Genomic DNA, 11,523 nt, shown 5'->3' on the forward strand with positions numbered 1-11,523 from the left:
CGCCGCAGCGCCATCCAGGCATGCTGGATTAACGAATGCTTAATACTGAACCAACCGGTATTGAATCTTCCGGCGCCAGCCTTATCTAAGTCTCAGGTGTCGCCTCCCGGCTCGGGCGACGCACCGCCAGCAGCGGCTACTCCCCCTCTGGGCCGCCTGCCACGATAACAACTGGAGAAGCTCCATGAAAATGAAAAAGACCCTGCTTGCCCTCGCCCTCGCCACCACCGGCCTGCTGGCCGTGCCCGCCGTGTTCGCGCAGAGCACGCCGACCCATAGCGACGGCTGGTTCATCAACGGCAACGTCGGTCGCACCGCCATCAACCAGGGCCCATACGACGGCCATGACACCGGCTACGCCCTCAACGGCGGCTATCGCTGGTCGCTGGCGCCGAACTTCTCGCTGGGCGCCGAAGTGGGTTACAACGACCTGGGCAACATCCATGCGAAGAACATCTTCAACAGCCAGCCGGTGATCGCCCCGGGCAAGTCCCAGCTGCACGGCTGGACCGTCGGCGCGAACGGCCGCTTCGACCTCAGCCCGGACTGGTACGTCGGCGGCCGCGCCGGCCTCTACAGCTGGACCGGCCACGGCCTGAGCAACGACATCAACCCGATCAACAAGAGCCTGAGTTCCAACAGCTGGTATGCGGGTGCCGGGGTGGGCTACAACCTCACCAGCAACCTCAGTGTCGGCCTGAACTACGACTACTTCGACGCAAGCAAGCGCAACGTCGACCTGAGCACCGACATGGTCTCGGTCAGCGCGGAATACCGCTTCTGATCCGGTCATCGGCCAACGTGGAAAAAAACGGGCGCCTCACGGCGCCCGTTTGATTCTCGCGATCACGGATGATCGCAGAAGCTAACCCTAACCCCTCAGCCGTTCCACTGCCCCAGCGCGGCCAGGCCGTTGTCGCGCGCACGCGCGTGCACGGTCTTCTGCGCCTCGGCGTAGTTCGCCTTCATGTCCTTGGCCCACAGCTTCAGCGCCGCCTGCTGCATGGCGCGGCCGTAGGAGAACGACAGCGGCCACGGGTGCGGGCCGATCTGGTTCATCGCGTTCAGGTGGGCGGTGGACTGCTGGTCGGTCTGGCCGCCGGAGAGGAACACGATGCCCGGCAGCGAGGCCGGCACGGTCGACTTCAGCACGCGCACGGTGGCCTCGGCGACTTCCTCGACATCGACCTGCTCGTCGCAGTCCTTGCCCGGGATGACCATGCTGATCTTCAGGATGGTGCCTTCCAGCATCACGTTCTGCTCGTACAGCGCATTGAACAGGCTGCGCAGCACCGCCTCGTGCACCTCGTAGCTGACCTCGATGCTGTGGTCGCCGTCCATGATCACTTCCGGCTCGACCATCGGCACCAGGCCGGCTTCCTGGCACAGCGCGGCGTAGCGCGCCAGCGCGTGGCAGTTCGCCTCGATCGCGGTGGAGCTGGGGTTCTCTTCGGAGATGTTGATCACCGCGCGCCACTTGGCGAACTGCGCGCCGAGCTTCGCGTATTCCTGCAGGCGCTCGCGCAGGCCGTCGAGGCCTTCGGTGACCACGTCGCCGGGGAAGCCGGCCAGCGGCTGCGGGCCCTTGTCGACCTTGATGCCGGGGATGATGCCGTTCTTCTTCATCACCTCGGTGAACGGCACGCCGTCGCGGGTCTTCTGGCGGATCGTCTCGTCGTACAGGATCGCACCGGAGATATGCTCGTTCAGGCCCGGCGTGGTCAGCAGCAGCTCGCGGTAGGCGCGGCGGTTTTCCTCGGTGTTTTCGATGCCGACGGCCTCGAAGCGCTTCCTGATGGTGTTGGTCGACTCGTCGATGGCGATGATGCCCTTGCCGGGCGCGACCATCGCCAGGGCGACGCTTTCGAGATCTTCAATACTCATGACGACTCCGTGGTGCAGGGGCATGCCCGCCCCCACAAGGTTGAAGCCGCCTCAGGACCGAAGCGGCGCGGTTCAAAACGGCGATTATAGGCCAGATTGGCGGTCGGACGCGCCGGGCCGCCGCGGGCCCGGGATCAACCGCCGTAGCCGCTCAGCTTGCAGGCGTCCAGCAGTCGCTGGCGCTGCGCCGGGTCGGTCGGGGCGTTGAACGGCACGATGTAATAGGTGGCCATCGGCTCGCTGATGCGGTTGGTCAGCGAGGGGCCGTAGCGGAAGTTGGAGACCGCGCTGCGCGCCATGGGACCCAGGTCGCTCTTGGGCGCCAACTTCACCACCTGCACGTCCATCGGCACACCGTCGGAACCCACCGTATAGGTCACCGCCGCGCAGCCCGGCTTGTCCAGGTTCAGCCCGCTGTTGGGCACGTCCATCTTCACCTGCGTATTGAGCAGGATCCAGTAGCGGTACAGGTTCTGCTGGTCGACCTTGCGCGGCTGCGCCAGCGCGGGTGCCGCGGACCCCAGCAGCAACGCCAGCAGCAGGCCCTGGCCAAGCGGACGAAACGACGTTTTCATGGTGATCTCCTGTGCACGCGGCGGTCGACTGAAGTGTAACCGTCCCCGCGCCCGCCGGTGGCCGGCGGGCGCGCACCGGACAGCTGCGGGCCAGCCTCGGCGATCGCGAACGACTCTACAGATCGCGCAGGCTCTCGACCGTGCCGTCCGGGCCGACCCAGAGCAGTTTCAGCGTGTTGGTGCCGCCGACGTGGCCGACGCGGTCGCCGTAGGTGATCACCACGCTGTCGCCCTCGACCAGCTTGCCCTTCCCGAACAGCAGCTGCACCGCGGCGCGGGTGGAGGCGGCCATGCTCTGCCGCTCGCCATGGTTGAACTCCACCGGCTGCACGTCGCGCAGCACCAGCATGCGCCGGCGCGCGGCGGCGGACGGCGACATACCGTAGATCGGCACCGCGCTGCGGTAGCGCGACAGCCACTGGGCGGTGGCGCCGGATTCGGTCAGCGCCACGATCGCCCGCACGCCGAGCTGGCCGGCCAGCACCATCGCGGCCAGCGCGATCGCCTGGTCGGTGCGGTTCATCTGGTGGCTGACGCTGGCCAGATCCTCCTTCGGCTCGAACTGGCGCTCGGCACCGAGGCAGATCCGCGTCATCGCCGCCACCGCCTTGTCCGGATGCGCGCCGGCGGCGGTCTCCTCCGACAGCATCACCGCGTCGGTGCCGTCGATCACCGCGTTGGCCACGTCCAGTACTTCGGCGCGGGTCGGGATCGGCGAGCGCACCATCGACTGCAGCATCTGCGTGGCGGTGATCACCGCGCGGTTGCGCTGCACCGTCTCGCGGATGATCTTCTTCTGCAGGCCGGGCAGCTCGGCGTCGCCGATCTCCACGCCGAGGTCGCCGCGCGCCACCATCACCACGTCGGAAGCGTCGATGATCTCGCCCAGCACCGGAATCGCGTCGGCGCGTTCGATCTTCGCCACCAGCGCCGCGTTGCCGCCGGCCTCGTGCAACAGGCGGCGGGCCTGGTGCATGTCGTCGGCCGAACGCACGAACGACACGGCGAGGAAATCCGCGCCGATCTCGGCAGCCAGCCTGATGTCGGCCTTGTCCTTGTCCGACAGCGCCGTCACCGAGAGGCCGCCGCCCTGCCGGTTGAGCCCCTTGCGGTTGGACAGCTTGCCGCCGACCAGCACCTTGCAGCGCACTTCGGCGCCAGCCACATCCTGCACGGTCAGCGCGACCAGGCCGTCGTCCAGCAGCAGCACGTCGCCGGCGTGCACGTCGTGCGGCAGGCCGTAGTAGCTGACGCCGACGCGGGTCGCATCGCCGGGCGGCGCGTCGGGGCGGCAATCCAGCACGAACGAGGCGCCGTCGGCGAGTTCCACCGGCCCGTTGGCGAACGTCTCGATGCGGATCTTCGGCCCCTGCAGGTCGGCCAGGACGCCCACTTCGCGCCCGCTGGCGAGCGACGCCGCGCGCACCGCATTGGCGCGGGCGCGGTGGTCGTCCGGCTGGCCGTGCGAGAGGTTCAGGCGGGCCACGTTGACGCCTTCGGCGATGATCTTCTCGAGCATGCCCGGCGCGTCGGTGGCGGGGCCCAGGGTGGCGACGATCTTGGTGCGGCGCAGGGGATTCTCGTTCATGCGCCGAGGCTAGCAGATGCGGCGCGGCGCGCCATCACCCTGCATTCGTATGCATGCCACCGACGTGCGCCGGTGCACAAGGCGCCGCTACGGCGCGAGGGTGAGGTTGAGAACCTCGGCCAGTCGCCGGCCGGCCTGGCGCAGGCGCAGCTCGGCCAGCGGCAGCTCGGCCTGGACGTAGGCCGGATCGATCTTGTGCCCGTCCGGATAGAAGCCGGCTTCGGCGGTGATCCGGCAGGATTCCTCGGCCCATTGCGCGTACGGGTCGTCCAGTGGCGCGATGGGAGCCGGCAGACCCACCGGCGCGGCGGCATCGAGCTGGCGTGCATAGGCCTGCCAGTCGAGGCCGCGGGTATTCAGCATGGCGGAGTCCCAGACCTTGTGCAGGTTGCTGCCCTTGCCGGCGAACTGCACCTGGAACATGTTGCCGCCCTTGTCGTCGCGGTAGCCGGCATGCAGCGGCTGGTGGATGTCGCCGGCGAAATGCACCACGAACTTCAGCGCCTCGCGCCGTGCCGTGTCGGGCTGGCCGCGATCGCCCAGCACACGCGTGTAGTGCCGCAGCGCGGCCACCACGCAGCGGTCGTCGCGGCAGTCGCGCGGCGGCATGTAGTCGCAGCCGCTGCCGCCGCGGAAGTTGATGTAGTGCTGGCTGCGGGTCTGCTGCCACAACGCGGCCTGCGCCGGGTCGTCCTGGATCTGGTCGGCCCAGTTGGCCGCGTCGGCCAGCCGCGCGGTGTGTTCCGGCGCCAGCAGCCGCTCGACCTCGGCCTCGGCCGCCGGGCTGAGGTGCCGTTGCGCCAGCTCCGCGACGACGCGATGGCCGAGCGGCCCCCAAGCCTGCGCCAGCGGCGCGACGACGAACATGCCCAGCGCGATGGCGAGGGAGCGATGCAACGGGATCATGGCGCTTTCCGCCGGAAGGATGGCCGGAGTCTGCCACAGCGGCCACCGCGACCGGGCCGCTTTCATTGTAAGATTCGCGGCTGAAACGCGGCACCGCGGTCGCGGTCGCCCATTCGCCACCCATCGCTATCGGAGGACGTTCCCTCATGACCATCAAGGTCGGCATCAACGGCTTCGGCCGCATCGGTCGCAACGTGCTGCGCGCTGCCGTGCAGAACTTCGGCAACGACATCGAGATTGTCGCGATCAACGACCTGCTGGAACCGGACTACCTGGCCTACATGCTGAAGCACGACTCCGTGCACGGCCGTTTCGAGGGCGACGTGAAGGTCGATGGCGGCAACCTGGTGGTCAACGGCAAGCGCATCCGCCTGACCCAGGAACGCGACCCGGCCAACCTGAAGTGGAACGAGGTGAACGCCGACGTGGTGATCGAATCCACCGGCCTGTTCCTGGACAAGGCCAGCGCGCAGAAGCACCTCGACGCCGGCGCGAAGAAGGTGATCCTGTCGGCACCGTCGAAGGACGACACGCCGATGTTCGTCTACGGCGTCAACGACGGGAAGTACGCCGGCGAGGCGATCATCTCCAACGCCAGCTGCACCACCAACTGCCTGGCGCCGGTGGCCAAGGTGCTCAACGACAAGTGGGGCATCAAGCGCGGCCTGATGACCACCGTGCACGCGGCCACCGCCACGCAGAAGACCGTGGACGGCCCGAGCAACAAGGACTGGCGCGGCGGCCGCGGCATCCTGGAAAACATCATCCCGTCCTCCACCGGCGCGGCGAAGGCGGTGGGCAAGGTGATCCCCGAGCTCAACAAGAAGCTCACCGGCATGAGCTTCCGCGTGCCGACCTCCGACGTGTCGGTGGTCGACCTCACCGTCGAGCTGGAGAAGGACGCCAGCTACGCCGAGATCTGCGCCGAGATGAAGGCACAGTCGGAAGGCCCGCTGAAGGGCATCCTCGGCTACACCGAGGACAAGGTGGTGGCCACCGACTTCCGCGGCGACGCGCGCACCTCGATCTTCGACGCCGACGCCGGCATCGCGCTGGACAACAGCTTCATCAAGCTGGTGAGCTGGTACGACAACGAGTGGGGCTACTCGAACAAGTGCCTGGAGATGGTGCGGGTGGTGGCCAAGTAACCCGGGAGGAATCCTTGCGATCACCCCTGATCGCGGGAGTCAAACGGGCGGCCATCCGTGGCCGCCCTCCTCGAACCGAAAAGCCCGCGCAAGCGGGCTTTTTCGTCCTTGCGCTCCCGCCGACCGGGTAGGGCGGGCACCGCCCGCCGCACTCCTCGACCTACATGGAAGCGCAGACCGGAAAGCCGGCGGGCGGTGCCCGCCCTACCTAGTTTTTCCGTGTCTCGCCGCCGGCCGGACGGCGGGCGGCTCAACGCTTCAGCAGTGGCAGCTTGTCCGGCACGCCGTCCCACTTGTCGGCGTCTTCCATCGACGGGATCTTGCTGGTCAGCACCGGCCACTGCTTGGCCAGCTCGGCGTTGATCGAGAGGAAGACTTCCTGGCCGGCCGGCACGTCGAGCTCGGGGAAGATCGCGCCGACCGGGCATTCCTCCACGCACAGCGTGCAGTCGATGCACTCGTCCGGGTCGATCACCAGGAAATTCGGCCCTTCATGGAAGCAGTCGACCGGACACACCTCGACGCAGTCGGTGTGCTTGCAGTTGATGCAGTTTTCGGTGACGACGTGCGTCATCGTGCCTCCTTCCGGCTCTCGCCGGCGATGGCTAGAGTGTCGATGACAGCAGGTGCCATGGCAATGACCCAGATCAGTGCCCGCCCCGCGCCGCCATCGCAGAATCCACCCGGATTTCGCCACTTCCTCCAGGAGCCATACCCATGCGCAAACTGATCGCCATTGCCTTGCTCGGCCTGCTTTCCACGCCGCTGATGGCCGCCGAGTGCTCGACCACCGTCGAGGCCAACGACGCCATGCAGTTCAACACCAAGACCATCTCCGTGCCGAAGACCTGCAAGGCCTTCAAGGTGACCCTGAAGCACACCGGCAAGCTGCCCGCCACCGCGATGGGCCACAACTGGGTGCTGGCGCACTCCGCCGACGAGGCCGGCGTGATCTCCGACGGCATGAAGGCCGGGGCGGCGAACAGCTACGAGAAGCCGGGCGACGCACGCATCCTCGCGCACACCAAGCTGATCGGCGGCGGCGAGTCCGACACGGCCACGGTCGACGTGGCCAAGCTCAAGGCCGGCGAGCAGTACGCCTTTTTCTGCACCTTCCCCGGCCACGCCGCGCTGATGAAGGGCACGCTGAGCCTGGGTCAGTAAGCTTGCGGCAAGTCGGCGCATCCGGCTGTCATGGCCGGATGCGCTTTTTTGTTTCGGCTGCTTGCCATCGCTCCACCCACGGCACCACCATGTCCCGCATGCAAACGGCAATATCATTCGACGAGGCGGCGATCGCCAGGCTGGTCGACCATTTCTACGAGAAGGTGCGGCGCGATCCGCAGATCGGCCCGATCTTCAACGCAGCGGTGCACGACTGGGACGAACACAAGCGCCTGCTGACCTCGTTCTGGGCCTCGGTGGCGCTGCGCGCGGGCAGCTACCGCGGCAATCCGATGGCCGCGCACCGGCCGCACCCGATCCGCGTCGAACACTTCGAGCACTGGCTCGCGCTGTGGGGCGAGACCTGCGCCGAGGAACTGGACGAAGCCCACGCCACGCAGATGCTGGAATACGCGCAGCGCATCGGCAGCAGCCTCAAGCTGGGCCTCGGCCTGCACCCGCAGGCACGCCCGTTCGGCGTGCCGATCGTCGGCATCGGACACTGACGCGCGCCGCTGCCCGCCCTGCGAAACCAAGTAGGGCGGCCATTGGCCGCCGGCTTCTCGTCCGCGCATGGATGGATAGACAGCGCGGCGGGCATTGCCCGCCCTACGAAATCAGGGCAAGCGGGATCAGCCCAGCGTCTTCAGCGCCGCATCGTAGTTCGGCTCATGGCCGATCTCGCCGACCAGCTCGGCATGCAGCACCTTGTCGTGGCCGTCCAGCACCAGCACCGCACGCGCAGCCAGCCCGGCCAGCGGGCTGCTGGCGATCGCCACGCCGTAGTCTTCGAGGAACCGGCGGCCGCGCATCAACGACAGGTTGACCACCTTGTCCAACCCCTCGGCGCCGCAGAAGCGCGCCTGCGCGAACGGCAGGTCGACCGAGATGCACAGCACCACGGTGTCGGCGAGCTTGCCGACCACCTGGTTGAAGTGGCGCACCGAGGCGGCGCACACACCGGTGTCGACGCTGGGGAAGATGTTCAACACCTTGCGCTTGCCGGCATAAGCCGACAACGACACGTCGGACAGATCGCTGCCGACCAGCGTGAACGCCGGGGCGGTCGAGCCCACTGCGGGAAACTGGCCATCGACCTTGATCGGCTGGCCCTTGAACGTGACCTGGGACATGGTGCACCTCGTGCGTGGAAGGAGGGCTACAAGTAGAACATGCCCTTGGCCAGGAAGACGATGCCCACCATCAGGCCCAGCACGATCCGATGGGTATGCCGGAACCGGCACAGGTCCATCCTGCCGCGGCGCATCGCCCACATCGCGTTGACGAACACGCCGAGCACGCCGAACGCGAGCAGCACCTTCAGCAGCAGCCAGTTGCCGAAGCGCGAACCGACGCAGGCGAAGCCGTCGCAACGGAGGTCGAACAGCGCACCGCCGCTGACGAACAGCAGGATCACCACCACCGGCATGAACTTGCGCACGCGCGCCATCAGGGCCTGCTCGATGCGCTGCACGGTGGCCGCATCGAAGTGCCGGTGGAACGATTCCACCACCAGCACCTCGAACACCACCGCGCCGACGAAGACGATGGCGCAGGACAGGTGCAGCAGCACAATCCACGGATACCAAGCAACCATGACGGACCCCCAGGTGCAAATGAGAGGCATGCAGGCTCCGCCGCCAGCCGTGGCGGCGCCATGACCTGCATCATGGCCTGCCGGATCATGCGCGGGCAGACGCGATGCGGGCGATCCGTCCGGCCAACGCTGCCTGCGACAATTCGTGCCGCGCCGACGCGGCGCCAACTGACTTGAATCAGGGAGGGCGCCGGGCCGCGCCCCCAGCATGCGCGCATCCTTACAGGGAGATGCGCAATGAGCAGCACCCGAAAACTCTGGCTCGGCCTCGCGGCCTTGCTGGTCGCGTCCTTTGCCGTGCTGCTGTGGGTCGGCAGCCTGGTCCACCAGCAGGCTCCACCCCTGCCGACGGCGGTGGTCACCAGCGGTGACGAGACGCTGTACACGAAAGGCGACATCGAGCTGGGCCGCGAGGTCTGGCAGAGCATCGGCGGCCAGCAGCTCGGCTCGATCTGGGGCCACGGCGCGCTGCTGGCGCCGGACTGGAGCGCCGACTGGATGCACCGCGAGGCGGTCGCCATGCTGGAGCTGCTGGCGCACGACCGGGGCGCCGCCTCGTTCGACTCGCTCGATGCCGAGCACCAGGCTGCGCTGAAGGCGCGGGTGCAGGCGGAAGTGCGCACCAACACCTACGACCCGGCCACCGACACCATCAAGGTATCGCCGCTGCGCGCGCAGGCGATGATGGTGGTGGGCGCGCACTACATGAGCCTGTTCAGCAACGACCCGGCCACCGCCAGGCTGCGCAAGGTCTACGCGATGCGCGACAACACCATCGCCGAGCTGGATCATCGCCGGGCGGTCACCGCGTTCTTCTGGTGGGCCAGCTGGGCCACCACCGCGGACCGCCCGGGCAGCAGCATCAGTTACACGCAGAACTGGCCGTACGATCCGCTGACCGGCAACACGGCCACCCCGGCCAGCTTCATGTGGTCGGTATTCAGCGTGCTGTTCCTGATCCTCGGCATCGGGTTGCTCGGCTGGCACCATGCACGCCAGGTGAGCCACGAGCCGCTGCCGCCGATTCCGGCACGCGACCCGCTCACCGAGCTGAAGCCGACGCCGTCGATGAAGGCCACCGGCAAGTATTTCTGGACGGTGCTGGCATTGTTCCTGGCGCAGATCCTGCTGGGCGCCACCACCGCGCACTACCAGGTGGAAGGCCAGCAGGCCTATGGCTTCGCGCTGGCCAACTACCTGCCGTACAGCCTCACCCGCACCTGGCACACCGAGCTGGCGGTGCTGTGGATCGCCACCGCATGGCTGGCCACCGGCCTGTACATCGCCCCGCTGATCTCCGGCCATGAGCCGAAGTTCCAGCGGCTCGGGGTGAACTTCCTGTGGGTCTGCCTGCTGCTGATCGTGGTCGGTTCGTTCGCCGGCCAGTGGTTCGCGGTGATGGACAAGATGGGCCTGCAGTACAACTTCTGGTTCGGCCACCAGGGCTGGGAGTACACCGACCTCGGCCGCTTCTGGCAGATCTTCCTGTTCATCGGGCTGATGCTGTGGCTGTTCCTGGTCGGCCGCGCGCTGTGGCCGGCGATGCGGGGCGACAAGGAGGGTGCGTCGATCGTGGGCCTGCTGTTCCTCTCCACCGTGGCGATCGGCCTGCTTTACGGCGCCGGCCTGATGTGGGGCGAGCACACCCACATCGCGATGGTCGAGTACTGGCGCTGGTGGGTAGTGCACCTGTGGGTGGAAGGCTTCTTCGAGGTATTCGCCACCGCGGTGATCAGCTACCTGTTCGTCAAGCTCGGCCTGCTGCGCGTGGGCAGCGCCACCACCAATGTGCTGTTCGCCACCATCGTGTTCATGGCCGGCGGCGTGCTGGGCACCCTGCACCACCTGTATTTCAGCGGCACCACCACGGCGGTGATCGCGCTGGGCGCCAGCTTCTCGGCACTGGAAGTGGTGCCGCTGGCGATGATCGGGCTGGAAGCCCATGACACCTGGAAGAAGCAGCACGCCGCGCCGTGGATGGCGCGCTACCGCTGGCCGATCATGTTCTTCGTGGCGGTGAGCTTCTGGAACCTGATCGGTGCGGGCCTGTTCGGCTTCCTCGTCAACACGCCGATCGCGCTGTACTACATGCAAGGCCTCAACCTCACCGCCACCCACGCCCATACCGCGCTGTTCGGCGTGTACGGCATGCTCGGCCTGGGCCTGATGCTGTTCTGCCTGCGCGGCATCAAGCCGCAGGCCGAGTGGCGCGAAGGCTGGCTGCGCGGCTCGTTCTGGTGCCTCAACATCGGCCTGTCGATGATGGCCACGCTGACCCTGCTGCCGCTGGGCATCCTGCAGCTGAAGGCGGCGCTGGAACACGGCTACTGGTTCGCCCGCTCGGCCGAGTTCATGGATCGCCCGCTGATCCACCTGCTGGTATGGATGCGCGTGCCGGGCGACACCCTGTTCGCCGTCGGTGCCCTGCTGATCGCGGTGTTCGTCGCCTCGCTGTGGCTGTTGCCGAAGCGCCGGGCGGGAAGCCTGCCGTTGCCGCAGGGCGCCGCCGAAAACGCGTGACAAATCATTTGCATGACGCACGTCAGGGCGCGCCGCGAGGCGCGCCCTGATCCTTGTCCCGAATCCCGAATCCCGAATCCCGAATCCCGAATCCCGAATCCCGAATCCCGAATCCCGAATCCCGAATCCCGAATCCCGAAC

General features: G+C 67.3%; 12 protein-coding genes. 5 read left to right on the forward strand and 7 right to left on the reverse strand.

Annotated features, from left to right (window positions below):
* Positions 1 to 184 precede the first annotated feature (184 nt).
* Complete coding sequence (locus AC1Q5A_RS02675; RefSeq protein WP_492697994.1) at positions 185 to 784, forward strand: outer membrane protein; 600 nt, start codon at positions 185 to 187, stop codon at positions 782 to 784.
* A 95-nt stretch (positions 785 to 879) separates the two neighbouring features.
* Here the strand turns inward: AC1Q5A_RS02675 and AC1Q5A_RS02680 are convergent, their stop codons facing one another.
* From AC1Q5A_RS02680 to AC1Q5A_RS02695, 4 genes are all read right to left on the reverse strand, one after another.
* Positions 880 to 1,884, reverse strand: coding sequence for a class I fructose-bisphosphate aldolase (locus AC1Q5A_RS02680; RefSeq protein ID WP_492697996.1), 1,005 nt, complete (start codon positions 1,882 to 1,884; stop codon positions 880 to 882).
* Between the two features lie 134 nt (positions 1,885 to 2,018).
* Positions 2,019 to 2,459 carry an energy transducer TonB gene (locus AC1Q5A_RS02685; RefSeq protein ID WP_492697998.1) on the reverse strand — a complete coding sequence of 147 codons (441 nt, stop codon included), beginning with the start codon at positions 2,457 to 2,459 and terminating at the stop codon, positions 2,019 to 2,021.
* A gap of 115 nt (positions 2,460 to 2,574) precedes the next feature.
* Positions 2,575 to 4,047, reverse strand: a complete 1,473-nt coding sequence (gene pyk / locus AC1Q5A_RS02690) for a pyruvate kinase (RefSeq protein ID WP_492698000.1) — start codon at positions 4,045 to 4,047, stop codon at positions 2,575 to 2,577.
* Between the two features lie 87 nt (positions 4,048 to 4,134).
* Positions 4,135 to 4,953, reverse strand: a complete 819-nt coding sequence (locus tag AC1Q5A_RS02695; RefSeq protein ID WP_492698003.1) for a S1/P1 nuclease — start codon at positions 4,951 to 4,953, stop codon at positions 4,135 to 4,137.
* A gap of 146 nt (positions 4,954 to 5,099) precedes the next feature.
* Between AC1Q5A_RS02695 and gap the strand changes: the two genes are divergently transcribed.
* On the forward strand, positions 5,100 to 6,101 hold the full coding sequence (gene gap / locus AC1Q5A_RS02700; protein ID WP_492698005.1) for a type I glyceraldehyde-3-phosphate dehydrogenase: 1,002 nt from the start codon (positions 5,100 to 5,102) through the stop codon (positions 6,099 to 6,101).
* A 250-nt stretch (positions 6,102 to 6,351) separates the two neighbouring features.
* On the opposite strand, the gene fdxA is transcribed toward gap, so the two are convergent.
* Positions 6,352 to 6,675 (reverse strand): ferredoxin FdxA, encoded by a 324-nt coding sequence (gene fdxA / locus AC1Q5A_RS02705; protein WP_492698008.1) that lies wholly within the window; start codon positions 6,673 to 6,675, stop codon positions 6,352 to 6,354.
* Positions 6,676 to 6,818: 143 nt separating this feature from the next.
* Between fdxA and azu the strand changes: the two genes are divergently transcribed.
* Together azu and AC1Q5A_RS02715 are read left to right on the forward strand one after the other, a co-directional pair.
* A complete protein-coding gene (azu, locus tag AC1Q5A_RS02710; RefSeq protein WP_492698010.1) occupies positions 6,819 to 7,265 on the forward strand; it encodes an azurin in 447 nt (148 codons plus the stop codon).
* Between the two features lie 98 nt (positions 7,266 to 7,363).
* A complete protein-coding gene (locus AC1Q5A_RS02715; RefSeq protein ID WP_492698108.1) occupies positions 7,364 to 7,771 on the forward strand; it encodes a group III truncated hemoglobin in 408 nt (135 codons plus the stop codon).
* Positions 7,772 to 7,897: 126 nt separating this feature from the next.
* Here the strand turns inward: AC1Q5A_RS02715 and tpx are convergent, their stop codons facing one another.
* Together tpx and AC1Q5A_RS02725 are read right to left on the reverse strand one after the other, a co-directional pair.
* Positions 7,898 to 8,398 (reverse strand): thiol peroxidase, encoded by a 501-nt coding sequence (tpx, locus tag AC1Q5A_RS02720; protein ID WP_492698012.1) that lies wholly within the window; start codon positions 8,396 to 8,398, stop codon positions 7,898 to 7,900.
* A 26-nt stretch (positions 8,399 to 8,424) separates the two neighbouring features.
* Positions 8,425 to 8,862 (reverse strand): CopD family copper resistance protein, encoded by a 438-nt coding sequence (locus AC1Q5A_RS02725; RefSeq protein ID WP_492698014.1) that lies wholly within the window; start codon positions 8,860 to 8,862, stop codon positions 8,425 to 8,427.
* Between the two features lie 237 nt (positions 8,863 to 9,099).
* Here AC1Q5A_RS02725 and AC1Q5A_RS02730 point away from each other — a divergent pair, with 237 nt between their 5' ends.
* On the forward strand, positions 9,100 to 11,382 hold the full coding sequence (locus AC1Q5A_RS02730; RefSeq protein ID WP_492698017.1) for a nitric-oxide reductase large subunit: 2,283 nt from the start codon (positions 9,100 to 9,102) through the stop codon (positions 11,380 to 11,382).
* The last annotated feature ends 141 nt before the right edge of the window (positions 11,383 to 11,523 follow it).

It is taken from the genome of Rhodanobacter sp. GW835-FHT13D09 (assembly GCF_058793995.1).

Excerpts from the sequence above, each read along its gene's own strand:
- AC1Q5A_RS02675 (WP_492697994.1), top strand. The coding sequence starts at position 185 with ATGAAAATGAAAAAGACCCTGCTTGCCCTCGCCCTCGCCACCACCGGC.
- AC1Q5A_RS02680 (WP_492697996.1), bottom strand. The coding sequence starts at position 1,884 with ATGAGTATTGAAGATCTCGAAAGCGTCGCCCTGGCGATGGTCGCGCCC.
- AC1Q5A_RS02685 (WP_492697998.1), bottom strand. The coding sequence starts at position 2,459 with ATGAAAACGTCGTTTCGTCCGCTTGGCCAGGGCCTGCTGCTGGCGTTG.
- pyk (WP_492698000.1), bottom strand. The coding sequence starts at position 4,047 with ATGAACGAGAATCCCCTGCGCCGCACCAAGATCGTCGCCACCCTGGGC.
- AC1Q5A_RS02695 (WP_492698003.1), bottom strand. The coding sequence starts at position 4,953 with ATGATCCCGTTGCATCGCTCCCTCGCCATCGCGCTGGGCATGTTCGTC.
- gap (WP_492698005.1), top strand. The coding sequence starts at position 5,100 with ATGACCATCAAGGTCGGCATCAACGGCTTCGGCCGCATCGGTCGCAAC.
- fdxA (WP_492698008.1), bottom strand. The coding sequence starts at position 6,675 with ATGACGCACGTCGTCACCGAAAACTGCATCAACTGCAAGCACACCGAC.
- azu (WP_492698010.1), top strand. The coding sequence starts at position 6,819 with ATGCGCAAACTGATCGCCATTGCCTTGCTCGGCCTGCTTTCCACGCCG.
- AC1Q5A_RS02715 (WP_492698108.1), top strand. The coding sequence starts at position 7,364 with ATGCAAACGGCAATATCATTCGACGAGGCGGCGATCGCCAGGCTGGTC.
- tpx (WP_492698012.1), bottom strand. The coding sequence starts at position 8,398 with ATGTCCCAGGTCACGTTCAAGGGCCAGCCGATCAAGGTCGATGGCCAG.
- AC1Q5A_RS02725 (WP_492698014.1), bottom strand. The coding sequence starts at position 8,862 with ATGGTTGCTTGGTATCCGTGGATTGTGCTGCTGCACCTGTCCTGCGCC.
- AC1Q5A_RS02730 (WP_492698017.1), top strand. The coding sequence starts at position 9,100 with ATGAGCAGCACCCGAAAACTCTGGCTCGGCCTCGCGGCCTTGCTGGTC.